The sequence below is a fragment of the Mesorhizobium jarvisii genome (assembly GCF_003601985.1).
Taxonomy (GTDB): domain Bacteria; phylum Pseudomonadota; class Alphaproteobacteria; order Rhizobiales; family Rhizobiaceae; genus Mesorhizobium; species Mesorhizobium jarvisii.
Window position 1 is genome coordinate 564033 of record NZ_QZXA01000002.1, and the last position, 26147, is coordinate 590179.

The window sequence follows — 26147 nt, forward strand, 5'->3', positions numbered from 1 at the left end:
GTTAGACGGAGAAGCTCGTGCCGCAGCCGCAGGAGGCGACAGCGTTCGGATTGCGGATCTGGAAGGACTGGCCCATCAGATCGTCGACGAAATCGATCACCGAGCCGCCCATATAGACCAGCGACAAATCGTCGATCAGCACGGTCGCGCCGTCCTTCTCGACGGCGACGTCGTCGTCGTTGCGCGTGTCGACCAGATCGAATTTGTAGGAAAATCCGGAGCAGCCGCCGCCTTCGACGGAAACGCGCAACGCCGTCTTGCCGGCCTCGCCAGAGACAATCTTGGCGATCCGCCTGGCGGCGGCCTCGGTCATGTCGACTTTCATCGCGGTCTTGGCATCAGCGCCCATGGGCGTCACCTTGCTTTCGGTTTCACATGATAGGTATGAAGCGCGAGGGGCCAAGTCAACTGCGGCAGCATCAGCCATGACCAATGAGTTGGGCGACATCGGGTTCGGTTATCGGCCGCGCGCGGCCTATGCCACAGATCCGGCGAAGTCGCGCGGACGGCTGTTCGACGAGGTCGAGAGCCCGACCCGCACGCCGTTCCAGCGCGACCGCGACCGCATCATCCACTCCACGGCGTTCCGGCGGCTCAAGCACAAGACGCAAGTCTTCATCGCCCATGAAGGCGACCATTACCGCACAAGACTGACCCATTCGATCGAAGTGGCGCAGATCGCGCGTGCGCTGGCGCGGGCACTGCGCGGCGACGAGGATCTCGCCGAGGCGGTGGCGCTGGTGCATGATTTCGGCCACACGCCCTTCGGTCATACGGGCGAGGACGCGCTGAACGACAAGATGGCGGCCTGGGGCGGTTTTGATCACAACGCCCAGTCGCTGCGCATCGTGACGAGGCTGGAGGCGCGCTACGCCGAATTCGACGGGCTGAACCTGACCTGGGAGACGCTGGAGGGCCTAGTCAAGCACAATGGCCCGCTGATGGACAGCACTGGCAAAAGCCTGAAAGGGCCGGTGCCGCAAGCGATCCGCGATTATTCGCAATTGCAGGATCTCGAACTCGACCGGTTCGCCGGCATCGAGGCGCAGTGCGCGGCGATCGCCGACGACATCGCCTACAACACGCATGACATCGATGACGGGCTACGGGCAGGGCTGCTGACGCTGGACATGCTGAAAACCGTCTCGCTGCCCGGGAAAATCCTCGAGGGCGTGCGCCAACGCTATCCCAGGCTCGATGACGTGCGCACCGGTCACGAACTGATGCGGCGGCAGATCACCGCCATGGTCGAGGATGTCATCGTTGCCGCGACGGCAAATCTGGAACGCGTCGGGCCGCGCAGCGCCGACGCGGTGAGGGCGGCGGGCGAGACGATGGTGAGCTTTTCCGCTGGGATGGCCGCGGCCGAGAAGGAACTGAAGGCGTTTCTCTACAAGCACCTCTACCGGCACGAGGAGGTGATGCGGGTGCGCGCCGGTGCCGAGCAGATCGTCAGGGATCTGTTCGACGTCTATTTCGCCGACCCGCGCGCCATGCCGGACGGCTGGCGCGAGGGGCTGGACCGGGCCGAGGATCGCATCAAGGCGCGCAGCGTCGCCGATTTCCTGGCAGGGATGACCGACACCTATGCGCTCAAGGAACACAGGCGTTTGTTTGACCGCACCCCGGATTTGAGCTAGGGCGAGCGCGATTTTGCCGGCCAGCGAGCCGGATTCGCCTAAAACCGCCAGAGCAGTACCCATGAACATCTTCGCCGATTTCACCGCGCGAGTCACAAAGGCTGTCGAAGCGCTTGATCTGAAAGACAAGGACGGCGTTTCGCCCGACCTGTCGCGCATTGCCGTCGAACCGCCGCGCGACGCCAGCCATGGCGATCTCGCGACCAATGCGGCGATGGTGCTGGCCAAGCCCACCGGCCAGAACCCGCGCGCTCTGGCTGAAAGGCTGGCGTTGGCGTTGCGCGATGACAAGGATGTCGCCGCCGCCGAGGTTGCCGGCCCCGGCTTTGTCAATCTGCGGCTCAAGGACGGCTTCTGGCAGGCGCATCTGTCGGCGCTTCTGGGCGAGGGGCGCAATTACGGCCGCTCGACTATCGGCGCCGGCCGGAAAACCAATGTCGAATATGTCTCGGCCAACCCGACTGGGCCGATGCATGTCGGCCATTGCCGGGGCGCGGTTGTCGGCGATGCGCTGGCCAATCTGATGGCGTTCGCCGGTTACGACGTGACCAAGGAATATGTCATCAACGATGCCGGCGGACAGATCGACGTGCTCGGCCGGTCGGTCATCCTGCGGTACCGTGAGGCGCTCGGCGACGACATTGGCGAGATTCCGCCCGGCCTTTATCCCGGCGATTATCTGGTTCCTCTCGGCCAGGCGCTGGCGAGAGAGTTCGGCCGCGGCCTGCTCCAGATGCCGGAGGATGAGGCGCTCGCCATCGTCAAGGACCGCGCGATCGACGCGATGATGGCGATGATCCGCGATGACCTGGCGCTGCTCAACGTGCATCACGACGTGTTCTTCTCCGAACGCACGCTGCACGCTGACAATGCCAGGAAGATCCGTTCGGCGATCAACGACCTGACGCTGAAGGGACATATCTACAAGGGCAAGCTGCCGCCGCCCAAAGGCGAGAAGCCGGACGATTGGGAAGATCGCGAGCAGACGCTGTTCCGCTCGACGGCGGTCGGCGACGACATGGACCGGGCGCTGGTCAAGTCGGACGGGTCGTTCACCTATTTCGCCGCCGACGTGGCGTATCTGAAGGACAAGGTCGATCGCGGCTTCGTCGACCTGATCTACGTGCTTGGCGCCGACCATGGCGGCTACGTCAAGCGGCTCGAGGCCTTGGCGCGGGCGATTACCGGCGGCAAGGTGAAGCTCACGGTCCTGCTTTGCAATCTGGTCAAGCTGTTTCGCGACGGCGAGCCGGTGCGAATGGGAAAAAGGGCTGGGAATTTCGTCACGGCGCGGGAAGTCATTGAAGAGGTGGGCCGTGACGCGGTGCGGTTCATGATGCTGTTCCGCAAGAATGACGCGCCGCTGGATTTCGATTTCGCCAAAGTCACCGAACAGTCCAAGGACAATCCGGTGTTTTACGTGCAGTACGCTTCGGCGCGCTGCCATTCGGTGTTCCGGCAGGCAAGCGAGCAACTGGGCGAGGCGAATTTCGATCGCAAAAGCCTGGCTGCCGCGGCGGCTTCGCTGACCGACGAGGGCGAGATCGGCCTGATCCGCAAGCTCGCCGAATATCCACGCCTGATCGAATCCGCGGCTCTTGCGCTGGAGCCGCATAGGCTGGCATTTTACCTTTATGATCTGGCTTCCAGTTTCCACGGACACTGGAACCGGGGTACGGATAATCCGGACTTACGTTTTGTTAAGGTTAACGACCGACAATTGACGCATGCCAGACTAGGGCTGGTGCAGGCTGTTTCGGACGTTCTGACGTCCGGCCTGACGTTGATCGGAGCCGCTGCGCCCACCGAAATGCGTTAGGTTTGACTAAAAAACCTGTCACCTTTTGCCCACATTGCGCTGGTAAGGGCCAACCCTGCGCGACGTCCATGGCGTCCGAATGAGTGCGAGTTCGGGAACAATAATGGCAGACAGAACCCAGCTGAGAGTAGCCGACAACAACGACATCGCTGACGATGATCCGTTCGCGGAACTGACCAGGATCATGGGATTCGACCCACGCCAGCCAGTCAAGCAGCAGGCGCGGGTCGAGCCGCAGGCCGCTGCCACCAGTCAGCCCGTGCAAGAGGACGATTTCGACATCGACCTCGAAAAGGAATTGATGGGCGAGTTCGACGCTGGCGACAGCGTCGCCGCTCCGGTTGTCGAGGCTCATGAGCCGGCATTCGAAACGGCCCCCACACACGCGGCCGACGACGAACTTGCGCTGTCGCTCGACGACGATTTCCATCTGGACCTCACGGGTGCCGACGAGCATGGGCCCGTCGCCAGCCATGCCCACCCCGGCGATGCCGAAGCCGCGCCGTCCGTCGAGCCTGCCTTCGACGCCGATTTCGACAATGCCGTTGCCAGTTCGCTCGAAGACGTTTCGCCCTTCGAGGACGACCTGCCGATGGAAGACGAGCTTGCCGCGTCGCTTGACCAGGATTTCCACGTCGAGGACCATGCCGCTGAGATCGAGGACGAAGCCGTCGAGCCCCAGCATGCGGTTGCGGAAATGCCGGTGGCTGTCGAGCCGGCCGGCGCGCACGAATTCGACGACGCGGTGGCGATTTCGCTCGAAGACGAGCTGATGCTTGACGACCATTCGGCGGATCAGCCCCATGCGGCTGCGGCCGCGGTCGACTATCTGGAGCCGGTGCTGGCCGTCGCGAATGAAGCTCCGGCGATTGCCGACGAGGATTTCGAGGGGCATTTCGACGACGCCATGGCGGATGTCGACACGGATTTTGACGTCCAGGCGGACGAGCCCGTGGCCTTTGACGCGGCGGAAGCGCTCGAAGTGCCCTCTTATGCCTTGGATGCGAGGGACGAGTTCTCGGGCTCCGAAGCCGTTTCGGAAGATGATTTCGATCGGAACATGGACAACGCGTTCGCCGAGCCTGCCGAAGAGCCGGTCGCCGAGGTTGCCGCTGCCGCGGTCCAGCCGGTAGCTCCGGCAGCTCCGGCAACCATCATGGCTGAGCCGGCACCGGCCCCCGTGGCGGACGAACGTAGCCTCGAAGACGAGTTGAACGCGCTTCTGGGCGCCATGACGGCGCGCACGCTGCCGTCGGTCAAGGAGCCCGAGCCCGTCGCCGCTCAACCCGTTGCGGCTCAGCCGGCCGCTGCTCCCGTTCGGTCGTATGTTCCCGCGCCGGCAAAGGCCGCCGAGGAGCCTGCCGATCTCGACTGGGATCTCGACGAACATGCGACCGAGGATACGCATGCCTCCAGCGCGGCTCACGCCGCCGATGCCGATCTCGACGATCCGCTGGTCGATGAGCTTCAGGGTCACGAGCTGGGCGCGGACGCTGCCGATCATGGCGACATCGATTTCGACGATGATGCGTTCGACGCGGCCCTGGCCGAGAATCTCGATCCGCGCGACGAGGCAGCTTGGCGGCAGGATCAGGCCGATTCCGTCGATTGGCTGGCCGATCGCTCCGCGCCGACCGAGCCGACCCGTTCGTGGAGCCGTGTGACACCGGTTCCCCAGCAGCCTGCATTCGCCGCGCAGCCGGCCGCTTCCATGACGGCAAGGACGACCGCGCCTGAAATGGCCCCGGCGGCGGCTGTGGTGCCGCCCTATCGCGCGCCCGAGCCGGTTGCGGCGGCGCCCGTATCGGCGCCGCAGCCGCGACCGTCCTCGCACTACGAAGAAGAGATGCCCGATGTCGAAACGGTGGATGTGCCGGAGCGCGTCGTGGCGCTGGCGGACGATCTCGACATCCCGGAACTGCATTTCGAGGAAGATGAACCGGCCGCATCAGGCTATGACGATCTCGACGCAGAGTTCGCCAGCCTGCTGACGGAAATGAATTCGGTGGAGGTCGCGCCAGCTCCAGCCGCGCCCGCAAGCAGCGCTGCCTATGCCGATGAATCCTTTGATGGCGGATTCAAATCGGCCTATCAGGCGCCGGCATATGAAGAACCCAAACCGGGTTATGACGGGGTCAAACCGGGTTATGGCGGGGTCAAACCGGCCCTTCAGCCGGAAGCGCGGACCTATGCGGCGCGGCCGGCGGAAATGCCCGCCCGTGCTGCAGCGAACACAGGCTATGCAGACGCCGCCGACGGCTTCGACCTCGACAGTCTGCCCGGCAGCCAGCCGGTCTCGCAGGCGGACGATTTCACCGTCGATGAGCTCGACTATGATCCTGAACTGGACGAGGCAATGTCCGTTCCGGGTCTCGGCGAGCGGGAAGCGGCAAGGTCGTCTGGCCGCCGTGGCCTGTTCATCGCGGCAATCGTCGGTGCCGTGGCGGTCGCAGGCGGTCTTGGCGCCTTTGCGCTGTCTTTCGGCGGCAAGGGCGGCAGCGACGCGCCTGTCATCGTCAAGGCCGACAATTCGCCGATCAAGGTCAAGCCGGAAAATCCGGGCGGCACCGTGGTGCCGAACCAGGACAACAAGGTCTACGACGCGGTGGTCAAGGGCGCGAAGCCGGCCGAGCCGGTGCAGCAGAAGCTTGTCACCAACACGGAGGTCCCCGTGGATGTGCAGGCCAAGGATCCGAACCGTGCCGTCGATCTTTCTGCCGGGCAGGGTGCTGCCGTCGGCGGAGCCGATGACGGCAATGCGGCGCCAACCGCCAATGCCGCGCCGGCCGCCAATGCTGCGCCGACCGCCAGTGCTGCGCCGGCTGGCAATCTTGCTCCGGCCGACAATGCGGCGCCCGCGCCCAAGTCAGAGGATCGCATCGCGCAGGTGCTGCAGGATACCGACAAGGGCAACAACACCGATGTCGTCGCCGTCGCACCACGCAAGGTGAGGACGATGGTGGTCAAATCGGACGGCTCGCTGGTGCCGCGCGAGGATCCGGCGCCGGCCGCGCCGCAGGTGGCGGCCGCTGAGCCGAGCGATCCGGCGCCGCAGCATGTCGCGCCGTCCGCCGATGCCGACCAGACCGGCACCGTGGCGCCCGCCGCGGCCCAGTCGGGCGACGAGCCGGCCCTCAAGCCGGTGGCCAAACCGGCCAAGGCGCAGTCGGCCAATACTCCGGCCAAGGTTGCGATCGCGCCGCAGCGTCCGTCCGACCAGCCCGTCGACGTCGTCGGCGAGGTGAAGCCCGATCAGGTCGCATCCATCGACCCGGCAACGACGGCGACCGGTAGCGGTTCGTGGTCGATGCAGGTTGCTTCGCAGCCGACGGTGGAAAGCGCCCAGTCGACCTACCAGGACCTGCAGCGCCGCTATGGCAGCGTGCTTGCCGGCCGCACCGCCAACATCGTCAAGGCCGAGATTGCCGGCAAGGGCACGTTCTACCGCGTCCGCGTCGTGGCCCAGTCACGCAACGATGCCATCAATTTGTGCACCAGCTACAAGGCCGCCGGCGGCAACTGCTTCGTCTCGCGCTAGGAGCGTTCAACCCATCAAAGCCGGCGCGGCCCAAGGTCGCGCCGGCTTTTTCATGCGCCCAGCGCTTTTTCATGTGGAAGCATTTCCGGCGTTGGACCGCATGTATTTCCAGACGATTCCCTTTGGCCGCGTGAAGCCCTAGACTCCTGATATGACCGAATCAAAATCCATGATCCTCGGCTGTGCCGGGAAATCGCTCACCCGCGAAGAAATCAATTTCTATCGCAATGAATGCCCATGGGCCTTCATCCTGTTTGCCCGCAACATCGGCGAGACCGAACAGATCCGCGATCTCGTCGCCGAGATGCGCGATTGTATCGGGCGCCCGGACGCGCTGGTTTTCATCGACCAGGAAGGCGGCAGGGTACAACGCTTGCGGCCGCCGCTGGCGCCGAACTATCCGGCGGGCGGCGCGCTCGGCGCGCTGTGGCGCGACGATCATGACGCCGGTGCCCGCGCTGCCTGGCTGATGGCGCGCCTGCATGCCTTCGACCTGCTGCGCTACGGCATCACCGCGGATTGCCTGCCGGTGCTCGACGTGCCGATCGAAGGCGCCAGCGACGTCATCGGCGCGCGCGCCTATGGCAAGGAGCCGCGCGCGGTCATCGAACTCGGCCGTGCCGCCGCCGAAGGCCTGATGTCGGGCGGCGTGCTGCCCGTGATGAAACACATTCCGGGGCATGGACGGGCCTTTGCCGACACGCATTTCGAGCTGCCTGTTGTCGACGCCTCGCTCAGCGATTTGCAGCGGCATGACTTTGCCCCGTTCCGGGAGCTCAACGACCTGCCGATGGCGATGACTGCGCATGTGGTCTACAGCGCCATCGATCCCAAGAACCCGGCGACGACATCCGGCAAGGTCATCGACGAGATCATCCGCCGCGACATCGGCTTTGACGGGCTCCTGATGAGCGACGACACCTCGATGAAGGCACTTTCTGGGGATTTCCCGACAAAGGCGGCGTCGATCCTTGCGGCGGGCTGCGATCTGGTCCTTCACTGCAACGGCGTTTTCGGGGAGATGGCAGGCATTGCGTCGCGCACCACGGGGCTTGAAGGCAAGTCGCTGGAGCGTGCAAAGCGGGCGCTGACCTATATAAGGAAACGCGACGCGGCCGAGGAAACCGAGATACGGGCCGAATTCGCCACCTATTTCGATGCGGTGGCCTAACCAAGGGAAGTGACAAAGGCAGTGGCGGAAACATTGGAAAGCAAGGCCGCGAAGGCCGCACCGATGGACCGCCTGTGGGCCGAGAATGACGATTCACGTGTCACCGGCGACCCGTCGTTGGTCGTCGACGTGGCCGGCTTCGAAGGCCCGCTCGATCTTCTGCTGCATCTTGCCCGCACCCAGAAGGTCGACCTGGCGCGCATCTCGATCCTGGCACTGGTCGAGCAGTATCTAGCCTTTGTCGAGACGGCGAGGGCGCTGCGGCTCGAACTTGCGGCGGACTATCTGGTGATGGCGGCATGGCTCGCCTTCCTCAAGTCGAAGTTGTTGATCCCCAAGCAGCCGGACGAAGAGGGCGAGAGCGGCGAGGAACTGGCGGCCGTGCTGCAGTTCCGATTGAAGCGGCTGGAAGCCATGCGTGACGCGGCGGCGCGCCTGGTCAATCGCAACCGGCTCGGCCGCGACGTGTTCGCGCGCGGCATGCCCGAAATGGTCATCATCGAGAAGCGCAACGCCTATTCGGCGTCGCTCTACGATCTGCTGACCGCCTATGCCCAGCAGCGGCAGAAGCAGGCGATCACCAATGTGACGATCGCTAGGCGGGGCGTTTGGTCGCTCAAGGACGCGCGCGACATCCTGACCCGGCTGATCGGCTCGCTGCGGGACTGGACGGCGCTGGACAGCTTCCTCATCCAATACATGACCAGCCCGGAAGAGCGGCGCACGGCGATCGCCAGCTCGTTCGCGGCGACACTGGAACTGGTGCGCGAGCGCAAGATGGATCTGCGACAGGACGAGGTGTTCGCGCCGATCTATCTGCGCGATCACCGCGCACCGGCAATCAAGGCAGTCGAGGTGGCATTATGAGCGAACGCGCCAACGCTTCGGTTATCCCCTTCAAGGTGGACGATGAACTGGAAGGCGAGATCGACCAGACTTCGGCCGAGAACCCCGTGCAGAACCCGGCCGAGCGCCTGCATATTGCGGAGGCCATGCGTATGGCGGAGGCAATCGTGTTCGCCAGTGCCGAACCGGTCAGCGAAAAGCAGCTTGCCGCGCGCTTGCCCGACGGCATCAACGTCGCCCTTGCCATGGCCGAGCTGCAGCAGGTCTACGCTCGGCGCGGCGTCAATCTGGTGCGGGTCGGCGACGCGTGGGCATTCCGCACCGCCGGCGATCTCGCCTTCCTGATGAGCCGCGACACGGTGCAGCAGCGCAAGCTGTCGCGTGCGGCGCTCGAAGTGCTGGCGATCATCGCCTATCACCAGCCGGTGACGCGCGCCGAGATCGAGGATATCCGCGGCGTAGAGACGTCGAAGGGCACGCTGGACACGCTGCTCGAGACGGAATGGGTGCGCATGCGCGGCCGCCGCAAGACGCCTGGCCGTCCCGTCACCTATGGCACCACCGAAACCTTCCTCGACCATTTCGCGCTCGAGGAAATCCGCGATCTTCCCGGCATGGAAGAACTGAAGGGGGCGGGCCTGCTCTCGGGCCGCATGCCGTCGAATTTCTCCATCCCGCAGCCGCCGGCCGACCCCGATGTGCTGACCGAGGACGAGGATCCGCTGACCGATATCGATCTCGAGGAACTCGGCCTGCTGACGCCGCGCGTCACGGAAGATTGACCTGTCGGCCCCTGTCCAAGCGCGCCGATAGGTCGTAGATGCGCCGATTGGTAGCGGGCCAGCGAGTCGAAAAAGCGTGACATCCGTCACCCTTTCATAAACTCTGTCGCTGTTGTGTTTGAATCCCAACGCGAAAACGCATAGATCATCGCCAGGGAAAACATTCGAGAGAGATTTGCTATGGGTTCATTTTCGATTTGGCACTGGATGATCGTGCTGGTGATCGTGCTGCTGGTGTTCGGCCGCGGCAAGATTCCCGAGCTGATGGGCGACATGGCCAAAGGCATCAAGAGCTTCAAGAAGGGCATGGCGGACGACGACGTTGCCGACGACAAGCGCACCGTCGAACACCGTGCCGACGAGACCGTTTCGGCCGCGAAGGAAAAAGCCAGCAAGAGCTGAGCCAAAAAAGTTCTAGTCGGAACAGAGTGCCATGTTTGAAGTCGGCTGGACCGAAATGCTGGTGATCGCGATCGTCATGATCGTGGTCGTCGGTCCGAAGGATTTGCCCAATATGCTGCGCACCTTCGGCCGCACGACGGCGAAGCTGCGCTCTATGGCCGCCGACTTCCAGAAACAGTTCAACGAAGCGCTGAAGGAAGCCGAGCTCGACGACGTCAAGAAGTCGGTCGACGAGCTCAGGGGCCTCAGTCCGATGGCCGAGATCAGGAAGCAGCTCAATCCGTTCGAGCAGGCGGCGGTCGATGTGCGCTCCGGCGTCGACGCCGCGATGAAGCCGAAGCCCGCCGCCGATCCGGCAACGCCCGCCGCTTCGACACCGCAGGCGGCCGAGCCGCTGAAGAACGGCGCAACGGAAATGCCTGGCGTCAGCGCCGCGGGAGCCACGCCGCCAACGCCGATTTTCCCGGCCATGACCGATGAATCGGTGGTTGCGGCATCCACGGAACCTGCCGCGGCGCCGAAGGCATCCACGGCCAAGAAGTCCGCCAGGACCGCGCCGGCGGCAAAGGCGCAGCCCAAGGCCTCGACATCCGCGAAGTCGGCGACAGCAAAAGCCGCACCTGTGGTGATGGCAAAAGCTACACCGGCGCCCAAGGCGTCGACAAAGGCCGTGACAGCAGCAAAGCCTGCCGCTGCCAAGGCGACTGCGGCAAAGACCGCGGCGAAAGCCGAACCGAAACCTGCGCCAGCGAAGAAGCCGGCGGCCAAGAAGACGGCGGGAGCCGCCAAGTGAGCGTTTCGGACAAGGAAAAGGACGAGATCGAAAAATCGTCGGCGCCGCTGATCGAGCATCTCATCGAGTTGCGCCGCCGGCTGATCTGGTCGCTCGGCGGCTTCTTCGTCGCCTTCCTGGTGTGCTTCTTCTTCGCCAAGAAGCTGTTCAACCTTCTGGTCGTTCCGTTCAAATGGGCGACGAAGTGGGCGGGGCTCGACCCGCACAAGGTCGAGTTGATCTACACCGCGCCGCAGGAATTCTTCTTCACGCAGGTCAAGCTCGCCATGTTCGGCGGCATGGTCATCGCCTTTCCGCTGATCGCCACGCAGATCTACAAATTCATCGCGCCCGGCCTCTACAAGAACGAGCGCAACGCCTTCCTGCCGTTCCTGATCGCGTCGCCCATCCTGTTCCTGATGGGCGCCTCGCTGGTCTATTTCTTCTTCACGCCGATGGTGATGTGGTTCTTCCTTGCCATGCAACAGGCCGGCACCGACGAGCAGGTGCAGATTTCGCTGCTGCCGAAAGTGTCGGAATATCTCAGCCTGATCATGACGCTGATCTTCTCCTTCGGCCTGGTGTTCCAGCTACCGGTGGTGACCAGTCTGATGACGCGTGTCGGCATGCTGTCGTCCAAGGCGCTGGCCGAGAAGCGCAAGTGGGCGATCGTCATCGCTTTCGTCGTCGCGGCCGTGCTGACCCCTCCGGATCCGATGAGCCAGATCGGTTTGGCCATCCCGACCATCCTGCTCTACGAGGTCGCCATCTGGTCGGCCCGGCTGATCGAGCGCAGCCAGGAGCGCGAGCGCCTGGCGCGCGAGAAGCAGGAAGCCGGGGAGACCGTGGCCGACAAGGCACCGGACGAGCCTCCGGCGCCGGCTGCTTCGTAAGCCGTCAGCAGCGGCGGAAAACGACAACCGCCGCCCAGCCTCATCTTGCATCGGTCAAGGATGCGGTTTACGCCCTCGGAGCTTAGCTCAGGAGCGTTCAAACTATGCTTGACATCAAATGGATTCGCGACAACCCGAAGGCCCTTGTCGAGGCGCTGGCCAAGCGCTCGTGGTCGGCGGCAGAGGCGCAGTCCACGGTCGATGATTTGATCGCCAGGGACGAGGCGCGGCGCGAACACGTCACCGAGCTGCAGACCAAGCAGGAGCGCCGCAACGCCGCCTCGAAGGAAATCGGCAACGCCATGCGTTCGGGTGACGCCGCTCTTGCCGAAAAACTCAAGGCCGAAGTCGGCGATATCAAAACCTTCATCCAGAATGGCGAGGCGCGCGAACGCGAGCTCGACAAGGCGCTGAACGACGCGCTGGCGGTGCTGCCCAATGTGCCTCTCGACGATGTGCCGGTCGGCAAGGACGAACACGACAATGTCGTCAAACACATCGTCGGCAAGGTGCCGACGCGGCCGAACTGGGTGAAGGAGCATTTCGAGGTCGGCGAAGCGCTCGGCATGATGGATTTCGAGCGGGCGGCCAAGCTGTCGGGTTCGCGCTTCACCGTGCTGAAGAGCGGCCTGGCACGGATGGAACGCGCGATCGGCCAGTTCATGCTCGACCTGCACACGACCTCGCACGGCTATGAGGAAGTGATCCCGCCGCTGATGGTGCGCGACGAGGTGCTTTTCGGCACCAACCAGCTGCCGAAATTCGAGGAGGACCTGTTCTTCACGCCGCACGGCGAGGGCAGGCTTGGCCTGATCCCAACCGCTGAAGTGCCGCTCACCAACCTGGTGCGCGAGGAAATCACCGCGCATGAAAAACTGCCCCTGCGCTTCACCGCGCTGACGCCGTGTTTCCGCTCGGAAGCAGGCTCGGCCGGGCGCGACACGCGCGGCATGCTGCGGCAGCACCAGTTCTACAAGGTCGAGCTGGTGTCGATCACCGACCAGGAATCCTCGCTCGCCGAGCATGAACGGATGACGCAATGCGCCGAGGAAGTGCTGAAGCGGCTTGAGCTGCCGTTCCGCACCATGACGCTGTGCACCGGCGACATGGGCTTTGGCGCGCGCAAGACCTATGACATCGAGGTCTGGCTGCCCGGCCAGAACGCCTATCGCGAGATCTCGTCCTGTTCGGTCTGCGGCGACTTCCAGGCGCGCCGCATGGATGCCCGCTACAAGGACAAGGACGGCAAGGGCAATCGCTTCGTCCATACGCTCAACGGTTCGGGCACCGCTGTCGGCCGCGCGCTGATTGCCGTCATCGAAAACTACCAGAACGAGGATGGCAGCGTAACCATTCCTGAAGTGCTGCGGCCTTACATGGGCGGTCTGGCAAAGATCGAAGCGAAGTAATGCGCATTCTTCTGACCAATGACGACGGCATTCACGCCGAGGGCCTGGCGTCGCTCGAACGCGTCGCGCGCACACTCTCCGACGATGTATGGGTGGTGGCGCCGGAGCAGGACCAGTCCGGCTATGCGCATTCGCTGTCGATCTCGGAGCCGCTGCGGCTGCGCAAGATCGGCGAGAAGCATTTCGCCGTGCGCGGCACGCCGACCGATTGCGTCATCATGGGCGTGAAGAAGATCCTGCCCGGCGCGCCCGACCTGATCCTTTCCGGCATCAATTCGGGCGCCAACATCGCCGACGACGTGACCTATTCGGGAACCGTCGCCGGCGCCATGGAGGGCGCGCTGCTCGGCATCCGATCGATCGCCCTCAGCCAGGGCTATTCCTATGTCGGCGAGGATCGCACCGTTCCCTACGAAACCACCGAGGCGCTGGCGCCGGCACTGCTGAAGAAGCTCGTCGCGACGCCGCTGCCGGACGGCGTTCTGCTCAACGTCAATTTTCCCAACTGCCTTCCCGAAGAAGTCGTTGGCACGGTGGTCACCACACAAGGCAAACTCGTGCACAGCCTGTGGGTCGACGAGCGCCGTGACGGGCGCGGCCTGCCTTACTATTGGCTGCGCTTCGGCCGCGAGCCGGTCGAGGGCAAGCAAGGCACCGACCTCCACGCGCTGCGCAACAGATTGGTGTCGGTGACGCCGTTGCAGCTCGACCTCACCGCGCATGAGATCCGTGACCAGCTGAGCAAGGCGCTTGCATGAATTTGCCAATCGATGACCGCGAAGGATTTGCCGCTTTCCTGTTGCGCCTGCGCGGCAGGGGAACCGTGCCGAAGGCGCTGATCGCGGCTTTCGAGGCTACACCACGGCGCGGCTTTCTGGCGCCTCACTTCCACCAGATCGCCTGGTCCGACCGCATGCTGCCGATCGAATGCGGCGAGGCGATCGAAGGCGCCGACATGCAGGCGGCGGTGATCGCGGCCCTTGCCATAGAAGCGGGAAACCGCGTTCTCGAGATCGGCACCGGCACCGGCTATTCGGCGGCGGTGATGTCGCGGCTGGCGGCGCGCATCGTCACCATCGACCGCTACAAGACGCTTGTCGAGCAGGCCAGGCAGCGTTTCGAGGCGCTCGGCATCGGCAATGTAGTCGTGCGCCAGGCTGACGGCTCCGGCGGCCTGCCTGCAGAAGGCCCGTTCGACCGCATTGTCGCCTGGGCGGCCTTCGACAGCCTGCCGCGCTTCCTGCTCGACCAATTGTCGAGTGGCGGCATCGTCATTGCGCCGATCGGGCCGGAGGAGGGCGAGCAGGTGCTGGCCAAGCTGACCAAGGTTGGCAGCCGTTTCGAGCGCGAGGATATCGGCCTCGTGCGGCTGCAGCCGATCTTGCGCAGCGTCGCGGCGGTCATCTAGGCGCATTGATATTCAGGTGAGGCCGGCCTGCAAATGGCTGATACCTGCGCTCCGGTGCTCACGTACGAAAAGTACGTTCCGCTCCGGTTCTCGGTATCAACCATTTTCGACTCGGCCTGACCTGAATCTCAACGCGCCTCCACGCACCCGAAAATGTTTTAAGAAAATTTTCGTCGGATTCTAATGGGTTAACCGACCAGTAACATTAACGCGCTTTAATCCGATCCAGTTGGTGCAGAGTTTGTGCGGGTTAGTGCGATGCAACTCAGTGTTTTGAAGACAAACGGTCGCAATCTGGCGCGGGGCTGCGCTGTTCTCATGATTGCAGGCGCGGCGGCCGGGTGCAGTTCCCAGGCCTCGCGGTTCAACAGCGTCGACGACGTCTTCACTTCCTCGACGAACAATCAGCGCGCCATCATCAACAAGCAGGACGCCGTGCAGCCCTATCCGGGCGATGTCTCGGCCGCGCCGCTCGACGGCAGCCACACGCAGTCGGTCAGCCGCTCCAGCCTCGAACCGGTTTCGAGCCGGCCGTTGCCGCCGCCCGTTTCAGCTCAGGCGCAACCCGCGCCGGCGCTCGCGCCTGCCGCCAATCCGGTGCGTGTCGCATCGGCGCCGGCCATGGTTCGGCCCGCTCCCCACGTCGACAGGACGACAACCGGCACCGTCGAGCCGGCCGCCAAGCCGTTCAAGAATGCCCAGCCCGACGCGCCGAAGGTGGCCGAGGCGGGCAGGCCGCACGCGACCGAAATCGTCGTCAGAGACGGCGAGACCATTTCCGGCCTGGCCGCGCATTACAAAGTGCCGGCCGATGTCATCATGAAGGTGAACGGCCTGAGCCCGACCAAGGGGCTGAAGACCGGTCAGAAGATCGTCATCCCGGCCTATGCCTATTCGAGCAAGGCCGAGCCGAAGGTCGCCGATGCAAAGCAGTTGAAGGACGGGCCTGCAAAGGATGGCAAGCACGACCTGCCTGCGACCGCGCCGGACAAGGTCGCCGTCCTGCCCCAGCAGCCTAAGCTCAAGGAAGGCAAGTCCGCCGCGCAGGTCGATGCTTCGGCCGCCGCGAGCCAGCCCAAGGAACCCAAGCCCGCGCAGGTCGCCAAGGCAACAGGCGCCGCCGGTACTTATACGGTCCAGTCGGGTGACACGATGTCCTCGATCGCCAGGAAGACCGGCGTCGGCGTCGTTGCGCTGAAGCAGGCCAACGGCATGAAGGACGGTTTGCTCAAGATCGGCCAGACCCTGAAGGTACCAGCCGGCGGAACCGCGACGGTCGCCAGCGCCAAGCCGGCAAAAGTCGATCCGGTGACCACGGCAACCACGCAGCCCCCGGCAAAGACCACGCCGTCGGAAACGCTGGCATCCTATACGCCGCCGAAGAAGGACGCGAAGGTCATCCAGCAGGCCGAGGACGACGAAGCGGTAGCGCCGGACGCCACGGGTATCGGCAAGATGCGCTGGCCGGTGCGCGGCCGGGTGATCTCCGGTTTCGGATCCGGCAAGGACGGCGTCGACATCGCGGTGCCCTCGGGCACGCCGATCAAGGCGGCCGAGAACGGCGTCGTCATCTACGCCGGCGACGGGCTCAAGGAATTCGGCAACACGGTGCTGGTGCGCCACGAGAACGGCCTGGTCACCGTCTATGGCCATGCCAGCTCGATCGAGGTGCAGCGCGGCCAGAAGGTCAAGCGCGGCCAGGAGATCGCTTTGTCGGGCATGAGCGGCACGACGGACTCGCCGAAGCTGCACTTCGAAGTGCGCAAGAATTCCGCCCCGGTCGACCCCTCTGGTTATCTCGAATAGTCCGGCTGTCTCGAATAGAAGAAGAAAGCGATTTTTGCGGGCCGTCTGACCTCCAGTCCGGCCCGCCGGCTCAGCCCGTTCCGCAAGGAGCGGGCTTTTTCAGTTGCTGCAAAGCCCGCCCGCGCGGGTCACAGTTGATCACGGAGCGTGTCGGCGATCATCTCCTCGATGCTGCTGGCCTTTACGCCCAGAAGCGCCTCGGTCTCGGAGGCATCAACCAGCAGAGGTCTCTCGAAGAGGTAACTCATCTCGATGGCCTCATGCATGCCCAGGGATTCGATCTCAGGGACGGAATAGGAACGTGTCCCTGAAACCTCTCGTGCGAGCATCGCCGCGGTTTTCTGGATGAGCTCCCTGGGTGAGGCGTATTGCGAGGGAACGTGAAACGCGCGTCCCCATTCGCCCTTGTAGCGGGCCGCCGCGACCAGCGTCCTCGCGACGTCCCTGGTGAAGGTCCAGGCATGGGTTGCGTCGAGGTCTCCGATGAAGGCGACAGGCTTGCCCTCGATGATGGCGGGCAGCGCGATCAGTGAGAAGTAGCTGATCGCGCCATGTCCGAGATAGTCGCTGGAGCGTATTTCGATCGCCGGTACATCGGCACGGACCGCCCGCTGCCACATGATCGCCCTGGCGGTTCCCTTCCTCGACGTCGGATCCAGGGGCAGGTCGGAGCGAAGCGGGCTATCGGCATTTTCCCCATAGCCATAGAGGTTTCCGAGCACGATGAGCTTGGCGCCGACCGCTTCGGCCGCGCGCACGGTGCCGTCGATGATGGGGAAAAAGTCGGTCGGCCACCGATGATATGCGGCCATGGCACACATGAAGATGGCATCGGCGCCTCGGCAGATACGTGACAGTTCCGAGGCATCCGTGGCATCGGCCTGTATGGTCCGCACGTTCGGCAACGCGTTCGAGCCGACGCTTCGGCTTGTGAGAACGACATCATGCCCTTCCTCACCAAGAAGGCGCGCGGTCTCGCGTCCAACCGGGCCTGCGCCGACAACAACATAGAAACTCATGGCAACCTCTCTTCCGAGTTTGATGGAGAGGCGTGCGTACAGGGTCGCGGCATTGAAAATCGCGCGGGAATTGCCAAATCTTGAACAGGTTTCGCCATGAATCGAGAGTGCATGCGTCCACAATTTGCTTCGGCCCGATCCCCATCCGACGTCGCAATGATCGCCCGGCACATCGAGGCAGGTGTCCATCGTCTGCCGCGGGCGCCGCACCATCGCGTCATGGTGCATGCAAGCGCGGCGACGCGCTCCTACTGCAATCAAGTTGGGCGCTATTTCGTCAGGCGCGCCGGCGATATCGACCTGGTGCCGGCTGGCGAGGAGGGTGGTTTCGAGGCTGAAACCGCGTTCGACACGATCGAGATTGTCTTGCAGCCAGCCCTGATGGAAAGGGTGGCGGCGGAACTTGGCGGCAGGGCGCTGGTATCGCGGCTCGACACACGCCATCTGCTTCGCGACCAGCGCATCGAGCATCTCGCTCGCGCGCTCCGGAGCGATCTCGATGCGGGTGCACCAAGCGGCTCCCTGTTTGCCGACAGCATTGGCGCCGCGCTGGCGGTCAGGCTGCTTGGTGTCGACGATATTGACGTCGAACGGACGAACCGCTTGTCGGATACCCAGCTTAAGCGCGTCCTGGAGCACATTGAGGCGGCTCTCCACGAGCCGCTCTCGGTCCATCGACTCGCCCGGGTAGCCGGCGCGAGCAGCTCGCATCTGCGGACATGGTTCAAGGTGGCGACGGGCGTCACCCTGCATCGCTACGTGTTGCAACGGCGGGTCGAACGCGCTCATGCCCTGCTGCAGCAGGGCGATCTCAGCACCAGCGAGGTCGCGGAATTGGCGGGCTTCGCACACCAGTCACATCTGGCGCATTGGATGCGCCGCGAGATTGGCCAAACGCCGCGCGACGTGCGACGGGCGCGAGGCCTCAATCCTTGAGCGGCTTGCCGAGCCGGCCGGCCAGATCCTGCGTGAACTGCCAGGCGACGCGGCCCGAGCGGCTGCCGCGCGTCGTCGCCCATTCCAGCGCTTCCGCGCGCAGCTGCTCTGGGTCGATGTCGAGGCCATGATGGCTGGCATAGCCATTGATCATCTCGAGATACTCGTCCTGCGAGCATTTGTGGAAGCCGAGCCAAAGCCCGAACCGGTCGGAGAGCGAGACCTTCTCTTCGACCGCCTCGGACGGATTGATGGCGGTCGAGCGCTCATTGTCGATCATGTCGCGCGGCAACAAATGGCGGCGGTTCGAGGTGGCGTAGAAGATGACATTGGCCGGACGGCCCTCGACGCCGCCTTCGAGTGCCGCCTTCAAAGACTTGTAGGACGTGTCGTCATGATCGAAGGACAGGTCGTCGCAAAACAGGATGACGCGGAAGGGCGCGGCCTTCAGCAGACCCATCAGCTTGGGCAGCGTATCGATGTCCTCGCGGTGGATCTCGATCAGCTTGAGCGGCAGGTCGGATTTGGCCTTGGCGTTGATCTCGGCATGCACGGCCTTGACCAGCGACGATTTGCCCATGCCGCGCGCGCCCCACAACAGGACGTTGTTGGCGGCAAAGCCGGCGGCGAAGCGCTCGGTGTTGTCGACAAGGATGTCGCGGACACGGTCGACGCCGCGGATCAGCCCAATGTCGACGCGGTTGACCTTGCGCACCGGCTCCAGATAGCCGGGGTCGGCCTGCCAGACGAAACAGTCGGCCTCGCCGAGGTCGGTTTCAGGCACCGGCGGCGGGGCGAGGCGGCCGACAGCCTCGATCAGGCGGTCAAGTTTCTTGTTGAGGGCGTCGATGGTGCTGTCGGTCATTTCAGGTCTTTTGGCTCGTTTCCTGGGGCGGGCAGGTGGGACACGTTCGAATCCGTCGGGTTCGAAACCGGTCCCAACCTTTTGTTCGAGCGTGATCTTTTCGGTAAACCGGCTCTCGCATTTCGCGATCATGCTCTAACACGGGCGAACAGGCCGGAAAAGCAGCCGATTTGGTCGGTCGCGCAGTTGCATTGACAACTTTACCGACTATATTCCGGCCAAATTTCAAGGGGCCGCCAAACTCCGCAGGACGGTTGGCGGCTGTTTTCAAAATTCAGGAGTACCTCGATGTTCGTGACACCGGCATACGCCCAAGGCATTGGCGGCGCCTCTCCCGATATGTTCATCAGCATTTTGCCGTTTGTCCTGATTTTTGTGATCATGTATTTTCTGATCATCCGCCCGCAGCGCACGCAGCTGAAGAAGCGCGGCGAGATGCTGGCGGCGGTCCGCCGCGGCGACACGGTCGTCACCGGCGGTGGTTTCGTCGGCAAGGTGACGAAGGTGATCGACGACAACGAGCTCGAGATCGACCTTGGTGGTGGCACCAAGGTGACGGCGCTGCGCTCGACGATCGCCGATGTGCGCGTCAAGGGCGAACCGGTGGCCAACCAGAACGCCAAGAAATAACCCAATTCAAGGCGGAGCGATCCGCGGACACGCTCTGACGGACGACGCCATATGCTGTATTTTTCGCGCTTCAAGATGATCCTGATCTGGGTGGCCGTCGCCATCACAGTGATCCTCGCCGCGCCCAATCTGTTCCCCGCCAGCACGTTGGCCCAGCTGCCGAGCTGGGTGCCGAAGCGGCAGATGACGCTCGGCCTCGACCTGCAGGGCGGTTCGCACATCCTGCTGGAGATGAACCAGAACGATCTGATCAAGGATCGGCTGGAGACGACGCGCGACGAAATCCGCACGCTGCTGCGTGACGCCAAGATCGGCTATACCGGCCTTGCCGGCACCGGGCGGACCCTGCAGGTCCGCATCACGGACCCGGCCCAGCTCGACGCCGCGAAGAAGGCGTTGAAGACCTTGACCGATCCTGTCGCCGCCGGCCTGTTCAGTGGCGGCTCCATCCAGGAAATGTCGCTGGATGATTCCGAGCCGGGCCTGCTCAAATTCACCGTCACCGATGCCGGTATCAAATACCGCACATCGACCGCATTGGCGCAGTCGATCGAAGTGGTCGAGCGCCGTGTCAACGAACTCGGCACCACCGAGCCTATCGTGCAGCGGCAAGGCGACGACCGCATCCTTGTCCAGGTACCGGGCCTGCAGGATCCGCAGCGGCTGAAGGAAATCCTCGGCCAGACCGCGAAGCTGACTTTCCAGATGGTTGACCAATCGATGCCGGTGCAGGACGCGCTCAAGGGGCGCCCGCCCGCCGGTTCCACGGTGCTCTATTCCCAGGACGACCCGCCGGTTCCGTATCTGATCGAAAACCGCGTCATCGTTTCGGGCGAAAACCTCGTCGACGCGCAGGCGACCTACAATTCGCAGAACAACGAGCCGGTGGTCTCATTCCGCTTCGATTCGAAGGGCGCTGCCCGCTTCGGCCAGGCGACCTCGCAGAATGTCGGCAAGCTCTTCGCCATCATCCTCGACAACCAGGTGATCTCGGCGCCGCAGATTCGTGAACCGATCCTCGGCGGGACCGGCCAGATATCAGGCAATTTCACCGCCCAGAGCGCCAACGATCTCGCCGTGCTTTTGCGAGCCGGTGCGCTGCCGGCCACATTGACGGTCATCGAGGAACGCACTGTCGGCCCAGGCCTTGGCCAGGATTCGATCCATGCCGGCAAGGTCGCCGGTATCATCGGTTCGATCCTCGTCGTCGCCTTCATGTTCGTCGCCTATGGCTTCCTCGGTTTCCTCGCCAACATCGCGCTGGCGGTGCACGTGGCGATGATCGTTGGGCTGCTGTCGCTGCTTGGGGCGACGCTGACCTTGCCCGGTATTGCCGGTATCGTGCTGACCATCGGCATGGCGGTCGATTCCAACGTGCTGATCTACGAACGCATCCGTGAGGAACGACGGGCTGGCCGCTCGGTGATCCAGGCGATCGACACCGGCTTCTCGAAGGCGCTGGCGACCATCGTCGATTCCAACGTCACCTCGCTGATCGCCACCGTGGTGCTGTTCTATCTCGGCACCGGGCCGGTGAAGGGCTTTGCCATCACCTACGCCATCGGTATCCTGACAACCGTCTTCACCGCTTTCACCTTCACGCGCCTGCTGGTGTCGATCTGGCTGCGCCGCGCCCGTCCGAAGGAATTGCCGAAGGCCCCGGTGACCTTCATTCCGCCGGGCACCAAGATCCCCTTCATGGGCATCCGTCGCTGGACGTTCGCACTGTCGAGCTTCCTGTCGGTGCTGTCCGTGGTGCTGTTCATGACGGTCGATATCAATTACGGCATCGACTTCAAGGGCGGCTCGATGATCGAGGTGAAGTCCAAGAGCGGCGATGCCAATCTCGGCGATATCCGCGCCAGGCTGATGGAGCTCAATATCGGCGAAGTGCAGGTGCAGCAGTTCGGCGCGCCGAATGACGTGCTGATCCGTGTCGGCACGCAGGATGGCGGCGAGAATGCCGAGCAGACGGTCATCGACAAGGTGCGCGGCGAGCTGCAGGACCAGTATGATTTCCGCCGCGTCGAAGTGGTGGGACCGACTGTTTCCGGTGAACTGGCCAAGCAAGGCACTATCGCCATGCTGGTCGCGCTGGTCGGCATCCTGGTCTATGTCTGGTTCCGTTTCGAGTGGCAGTTCGCGGTCGGCGCCATCGTGGCGACGGTGCACGATGTGGTCATGACGCTCGGCTTCTTCGTCATCACCGGGCTCGAATTCAACCAGTCGTCGCTGGCGGCGATCCTGACGATCATCGGCTATTCGCTGAACGACACGATCGTGGTCTATGACCGCGTCCGAGAAGATCTGCGAAAATACAAGCGAATGCCGCTGCCGCAGCTGTTGAACAACGCCATCAACGAGACGCTGTCGCGAACGACGCTGACCTCGGTGACGACGATCCTGGCATTGCTGGCGCTGGTGTTGTTCGGCGGCGAAGTCATCCGCTCCTTCACCATGGCGATGCTGTTCGGCGTCGTGTTCGGCACCTATTCGTCGATCTTCATCGCCGCACCGCTGCTGATCCTGTTCAAGCTGCGCCCGCAGGCCTCGGCCGACGAGGAGAAGCCGGTCAACGGCGGCAAGGCGGTCGCGACCTGACGCGCGGCCCCGAAGGGGTGACAACAGTGGTGACCGGCAAAGGCATCGTCATCCGCGAGGCGCATTTCCCCGGCCGCGCGCCGATCGAGGCTTATGGCAATGGCGGGTTCCGCTTTGCCGACATGTCGCATCGCGGCTCGCTGCTGTGCCTGCCATCCGGCATCCATGGCTGGGAGCCGGCGGACGCTTCAGCGCTGGCGGTGGCGGATTTCGAAAAACTGCTGGCCGAAGCCGATAAGGTCGAGATCCTGCTGGTCGGCATGGGCAAGGATTTGAGGCCATTGCCGGCAGCGCTGCGAGCGGCGCTGAAAGAGGCGGGCATTGCGTCCGACCCGATGTCGACCGGGGCTGCGGTGCGGACCTACAATGTCCTTCTGGCGGAAGACCGCGCCGTGGCCGCAGCGCTCATCGCCGTCGATTGATATGTCGCAAAATGCCAAAATCGTCATGGACGCGGTGCGCGCCGCCGACCATGACCGCTATTTGACGGCACTCTACGCGCCGGCCGAAAAGCGCGACGCGCTGTTTTCGCTTTACGCTTTCAATGCCGAAATCGCCGGCATCCGTGATCGCATCCATGAAGCGTTGCCGGGCGAGGTGCGGCTGCAATGGTGGCGTGACCTCATCGGCGTCGACAATGATGATGCAGCCATCGGCCATCCCGTCGCCGACGCGCTGAAGGCGACAATTTCCGCCCACCGCCTTCCCAAGCTGGCATTCGACAACATGCTCGAAGCGCGCATCTTCGATCTTTATGACGACCCGATGCCGTCGCGCACCGACCTGGAAGGCTATTGCGGCGAGACGGCGGCCGCGCTCATCCAGCTTGCGGCGATGGTGCTCGATCCCGTCGAGGCGCCCCGCTTCGCTGAATTGGCGGGCAGGGCGGGCTGCGCGCAGGCCATGACCGGCCTCTTGCTTCTGTTGCCGCTGCACCGCAAGCGCGGGCAGTGTTTTGTCCCGGCCGACATTCTGGCGGCGGCGGGATCGACGTCGGAAGAGTTTGTTGCCGGCGATGGCGGGCCTGGGGCGCGGCGCGCCGTGGCGGCGATGATAGCGTTGGCGCGCGAACACCTTTCCGCTTTCGAGCGGGGCGCCGCGGCCCTGCCGGTGGCCTTGCATCCGGCATTCCTGCCGCTGGCACTGTCGCGTGCCTATCTCGACAGGATGGAAGGCTCGCGCCAATCGCCGCTCGACGGCGTCGCGCGGCTGTCCGCCTTGCGCCGGCATTTGTTGCTGTTGCGGCGAGCGAGCAAGGGCTGGCCGGCACTTTGACGTAAACGTCAATCGTGCTAAGGATTCGGCTGTGCTGGGAACTGTCGCCAGAGATGATAGGCCGGCCCGGAGGAAATCCATGAGCTTGCCCGTTCTGGTGGCGATCGTCGTCCTTGGCATTGCGCTGTCGGTTGCCGCGGTGCATTTCACCGGCGGCAGCAAGCCTGCCACGCTGACCGACCCCGATCAGGCGTTGCACCGTTTCGCCGAGGATTTTCCCGACGAGATGGTTGCAACAGTTCGCCTCACGGCGGACGCCAAAACGGCATTTCTGGACCTTGGACGAGGGCGCACCGGCATCGTCCACAGCATTGGCGACTGCTTTTTGACGCGTATCGTCATGGCTGCGGACGTCTCGGTGTCCAGGTCCGAGGAGACGAACACAATTCAATTGCGGTTGACGGACTTCACCTGGAAGGGCGGCCTTTTCCGCTTCGCCAATGCCGGCGATGCGCAGGCCTTGCTAAAGGCTCTTGAAGCACGCCATGCCGCCAGGGAGGCCGTGTGATGGACAGCTATGATTTTCCGCAGGTCACCCAGCTGGCCATTCCGTTCTTCGTCGCCGCCATCCTGATCGAGCTCTGGCTGGTGCGCACCGGCCGCGCGAAGGGCTCGTTCGAGACGCGCGACACGCTGACCAGCCTGATGATGGGCACCGGCAATGTCGTCGCCGGGCTGCTGCTTGGCGTCGTCTCCTACTGGGAGCTGCTATGGCTGTGGCAGTTCCGCATCTTCAATCTCGGCCTGTCGGTCTGGGTGTTCCTGGCCGCCTTCCTGCTCGATGATCTGCGCTACTATGTCTATCACCGCATCGCGCACCGGGTGCGCTGGGTGTGGGCCGAGCACGTCAACCATCACTCAAGCCAGCACTACAATCTGTCGACGGCGCTCAGGCAGAGCTGGACGGGTCTGTTCACCTTCATGTTCGTGCTGCAGGCGCCGCTGGTGTTGCTCGGCTTTCACCCAGCGGTGATTGCCTTCACCTTCGGCTTCAACCTCGTCTGGCAGTTCTGGATCCACACCGAGACCATCGGCAAGATGTGGGGCTGGTTCGAATTCATCTTCAACACGCCCTCGCACCACCGCGTCCACCACGCCACCAATCCGCGCTATCTCGACGCCAACTATGCCGGCACGCTGATCATTTGGGATCGCATGTTCGGCACCTTCGTCGAGGAGCTGGAAGAGGACCGGCCGCGTTACGGCATCGTCAGGAATCTCGGCACCTTCAACCCGCTGAAGGTGGCGTTCCACGAATGGATCGGCATGTTCAGGGATGCCTTCGCGCCGGGGCTCTCGCTCGGCGATCGTATCAACTACCTGATCAAGCCGCCCGGCTGGAGCCATGACGGCTCGCGCGAAACCTCGAAGAGCCTGAAGGCCGCCTATGTCAGGCGAAATCCCAGCGAAGCGGGCAAGCCAGGGCTGCCTATGGCAGGTGCGGGGCCGGCGGAATAGCGTTACGCGCCTAATCGACCACCTTGAGCCGTACCCTTGAGCCGTCGGACAATTCGCTCAACCGGCGATGAATATCGGCCATCCCTACGAACTGCTCACGCACGGGAACCACAAACATGTTCTCGACATCGAATTTGCCCTCGGCAAAGGCGGGCAAGATGGTGAAGCCGTAGCATTCTCCTAACGTCGGCTTCTTGCCCGCAGCGTGAAGGCGTTCGACAAGCGGCGGAAGGAACCACTCATCAACCAGATCAGGAGCTGTCCTGCTCATCTCCTCAAAGTCCCTCCTGCTGTTGGCTACCTGCTCGGCCAAGCCCGTCGCCGTGTCTAGGCAATGAACCGCGTTGTTCGGTCGCTCGACAAACATGCCTCCCACCATTGAGCAGACAAGTGGGGTCCACGGCTCTGGTAAAAGCCATGACCACGCTCTTGCTGCCGCCTGCGCGATATCCGGTTCAAGTTGGAACGCGATCTCCCGCCACCTGATCGTCATTGGAGCCTCCGCCATGAAGATAGAGCCCAGTGTTGGTTTTCGCTAAGGGCGACGAGCTTGGGTGGCCCACAAGGATGACAGCGAATAGAGCGTCTTCATGAAATCGAGGAGGAACTGATCATTGTAGGGACCTTCAGGGCCCTGCAAGGCAACGATCCTCTTGAGGCTTCGGACGCGGTTCTCATTGTAATTTTCATTTTCGTAAGCCAACATTCGCCGCCATGGGGTTGGCCGATCAGCGCCTCAAACGCCGGTATGTGAACCGCGCGTAGCTGTTGCCGGTTGTTGCATCTGATGTAGATGCTCCAGATAACCTCATAGTCGCAGATGAAAGCTTCATCGCTTTTCGGCAAATCCGGCGGTAAGACCCTGGGGCAGCCTGTC

The 26147-nt window shown here is 63.5% G+C and carries 24 protein-coding genes; 20 read left to right on the plus strand and 4 right to left on the minus strand.

Translation table 11 applies throughout. The features are described from left to right. Position 1: 1 nt before the first annotated feature. Positions 2-349, minus strand: a complete 348-nt coding sequence (gene erpA, locus D3242_RS06510; protein WP_038647252.1) for an iron-sulfur cluster insertion protein ErpA — start codon at positions 347-349, stop codon at positions 2-4. A 76-nt stretch (positions 350-425) separates the two neighbouring features. Here erpA and D3242_RS06515 point away from each other — a divergent pair, with 76 nt between their 5' ends. The 13 genes from D3242_RS06515 (at position 426) to D3242_RS06575 (ending at position 16486) form a co-directional block, all read left to right on the plus strand. Then, entirely contained in the window at positions 426-1640 is a 1215-nt protein-coding gene (locus tag D3242_RS06515; protein ID WP_019858568.1) for a deoxyguanosinetriphosphate triphosphohydrolase, read from the plus strand. A gap of 61 nt (positions 1641-1701) precedes the next feature. Continuing rightward, positions 1702-3459, plus strand: coding sequence for an arginine--tRNA ligase (gene argS, locus D3242_RS06520; protein ID WP_064984138.1), 1758 nt, complete (start codon positions 1702-1704; stop codon positions 3457-3459). A gap of 103 nt (positions 3460-3562) precedes the next feature. Continuing rightward, positions 3563-6997, plus strand: a complete 3435-nt coding sequence (locus D3242_RS06525) for an SPOR domain-containing protein (RefSeq protein WP_064984140.1) — start codon at positions 3563-3565, stop codon at positions 6995-6997. A gap of 151 nt (positions 6998-7148) precedes the next feature. Further along, the gene (nagZ, locus tag D3242_RS06530; RefSeq protein WP_064984141.1) at positions 7149-8168 is read left to right on the plus strand and encodes a beta-N-acetylhexosaminidase; all 1020 of its coding nucleotides are present in this window, start codon (positions 7149-7151) and stop codon (positions 8166-8168) included. Between the two features lie 63 nt (positions 8169-8231). After that, on the plus strand, positions 8232-9035 hold the full coding sequence (locus tag D3242_RS06535; RefSeq protein WP_064984339.1) for a segregation and condensation protein A: 804 nt from the start codon (positions 8232-8234) through the stop codon (positions 9033-9035). Next, positions 9032-9796: an SMC-Scp complex subunit ScpB gene (scpB, locus tag D3242_RS06540; RefSeq protein ID WP_019858563.1), complete on the plus strand. Its 765-nt coding sequence runs from the start codon at positions 9032-9034 to the stop codon at positions 9794-9796. Before D3242_RS06535 ends, scpB begins: the two co-directional genes overlap by 4 nt. Before the next feature lie 180 nt (positions 9797-9976). Further along, the gene (locus D3242_RS06545; protein WP_015317533.1) at positions 9977-10198 is read left to right on the plus strand and encodes a twin-arginine translocase TatA/TatE family subunit; all 222 of its coding nucleotides are present in this window, start codon (positions 9977-9979) and stop codon (positions 10196-10198) included. Between the two features lie 31 nt (positions 10199-10229). Then, positions 10230-10991 carry a Sec-independent protein translocase protein TatB gene (gene tatB / locus D3242_RS06550; protein ID WP_064984143.1) on the plus strand — a complete coding sequence of 254 codons (762 nt, stop codon included), beginning with the start codon at positions 10230-10232 and terminating at the stop codon, positions 10989-10991. Next, positions 10988-11863 (plus strand): twin-arginine translocase subunit TatC, encoded by an 876-nt coding sequence (tatC, locus tag D3242_RS06555; protein WP_019858559.1) that lies wholly within the window; start codon positions 10988-10990, stop codon positions 11861-11863. Before tatB ends, tatC begins: the two co-directional genes overlap by 4 nt. A gap of 104 nt (positions 11864-11967) precedes the next feature. Beyond that, positions 11968-13272 carry a serine--tRNA ligase gene (serS, locus tag D3242_RS06560; protein ID WP_038647242.1) on the plus strand — a complete coding sequence of 435 codons (1305 nt, stop codon included), beginning with the start codon at positions 11968-11970 and terminating at the stop codon, positions 13270-13272. Then, the gene (gene surE / locus D3242_RS06565; protein ID WP_019858557.1) at positions 13272-14030 is read left to right on the plus strand and encodes a 5'/3'-nucleotidase SurE; all 759 of its coding nucleotides are present in this window, start codon (positions 13272-13274) and stop codon (positions 14028-14030) included. Before serS ends, surE begins: the two co-directional genes overlap by 1 nt. Then, positions 14027-14680: a protein-L-isoaspartate(D-aspartate) O-methyltransferase gene (locus tag D3242_RS06570; RefSeq protein ID WP_064984145.1), complete on the plus strand. Its 654-nt coding sequence runs from the start codon at positions 14027-14029 to the stop codon at positions 14678-14680. The genes surE and D3242_RS06570 overlap by 4 nt, the downstream gene beginning before the upstream one ends. Before the next feature lie 258 nt (positions 14681-14938). Beyond that, on the plus strand, positions 14939-16486 hold the full coding sequence (locus D3242_RS06575) for a peptidoglycan DD-metalloendopeptidase family protein (RefSeq protein ID WP_019858555.1): 1548 nt from the start codon (positions 14939-14941) through the stop codon (positions 16484-16486). 128 nt (positions 16487-16614) lie between these two features. Here the strand turns inward: D3242_RS06575 and D3242_RS06580 are convergent, their stop codons facing one another. Next, the gene (locus tag D3242_RS06580; RefSeq protein WP_064984146.1) at positions 16615-17505 is read right to left on the minus strand and encodes an NAD-dependent epimerase/dehydratase family protein; all 891 of its coding nucleotides are present in this window, start codon (positions 17503-17505) and stop codon (positions 16615-16617) included. 111 nt (positions 17506-17616) lie between these two features. Here D3242_RS06580 and D3242_RS06585 point away from each other — a divergent pair, with 111 nt between their 5' ends. Continuing rightward, a complete protein-coding gene (locus D3242_RS06585) occupies positions 17617-18441 on the plus strand; it encodes an AraC family transcriptional regulator (protein ID WP_064984148.1) in 825 nt (274 codons plus the stop codon). Here the strand turns inward: D3242_RS06585 and D3242_RS06590 are convergent. Beyond that, a complete protein-coding gene (locus tag D3242_RS06590) occupies positions 18431-19306 on the minus strand; it encodes an ATP-binding protein (RefSeq protein ID WP_027046915.1) in 876 nt (291 codons plus the stop codon). The genes D3242_RS06585 and D3242_RS06590 overlap by 11 nt on opposite strands. 288 nt (positions 19307-19594) lie before the next feature. Between D3242_RS06590 and yajC the strand changes: the two genes are divergently transcribed. The 6 genes from yajC to D3242_RS06620 all read left to right on the plus strand — a co-directional run bounded on the left by yajC (position 19595) and on the right by D3242_RS06620 (position 25270). Then, positions 19595-19936 (plus strand): preprotein translocase subunit YajC, encoded by a 342-nt coding sequence (gene yajC / locus D3242_RS06595; RefSeq protein ID WP_010909882.1) that lies wholly within the window; start codon positions 19595-19597, stop codon positions 19934-19936. Between the two features lie 51 nt (positions 19937-19987). Next, entirely contained in the window at positions 19988-22537 is a 2550-nt protein-coding gene (gene secDF / locus D3242_RS06600) for a protein translocase subunit SecDF (RefSeq protein WP_038647236.1), read from the plus strand. Positions 22538-22563: 26 nt separating this feature from the next. Beyond that, positions 22564-22959: an Mth938-like domain-containing protein gene (locus D3242_RS06605; RefSeq protein WP_019858550.1), complete on the plus strand. Its 396-nt coding sequence runs from the start codon at positions 22564-22566 to the stop codon at positions 22957-22959. 1 nt (position 22960) lies between these two features. Continuing rightward, a complete protein-coding gene (locus D3242_RS06610; protein ID WP_064984149.1) occupies positions 22961-23812 on the plus strand; it encodes a phytoene/squalene synthase family protein in 852 nt (283 codons plus the stop codon). Between the two features lie 79 nt (positions 23813-23891). Continuing rightward, positions 23892-24320: a hypothetical protein gene (locus D3242_RS06615; protein ID WP_064984151.1), complete on the plus strand. Its 429-nt coding sequence runs from the start codon at positions 23892-23894 to the stop codon at positions 24318-24320. Beyond that, positions 24320-25270: a sterol desaturase family protein gene (locus D3242_RS06620; protein ID WP_171880382.1), complete on the plus strand. Its 951-nt coding sequence runs from the start codon at positions 24320-24322 to the stop codon at positions 25268-25270. The genes D3242_RS06615 and D3242_RS06620 overlap by 1 nt, the downstream gene beginning before the upstream one ends. Positions 25271-25280: 10 nt before the next feature. Here D3242_RS06620 and D3242_RS06625 read toward each other — a convergent pair whose 3' ends face one another. Further along, complete coding sequence (locus D3242_RS06625; protein ID WP_167470416.1) at positions 25281-25763, minus strand: T6SS immunity protein Tdi1 domain-containing protein; 483 nt, start codon at positions 25761-25763, stop codon at positions 25281-25283. Positions 25764-26147 lie beyond the last annotated feature (384 nt).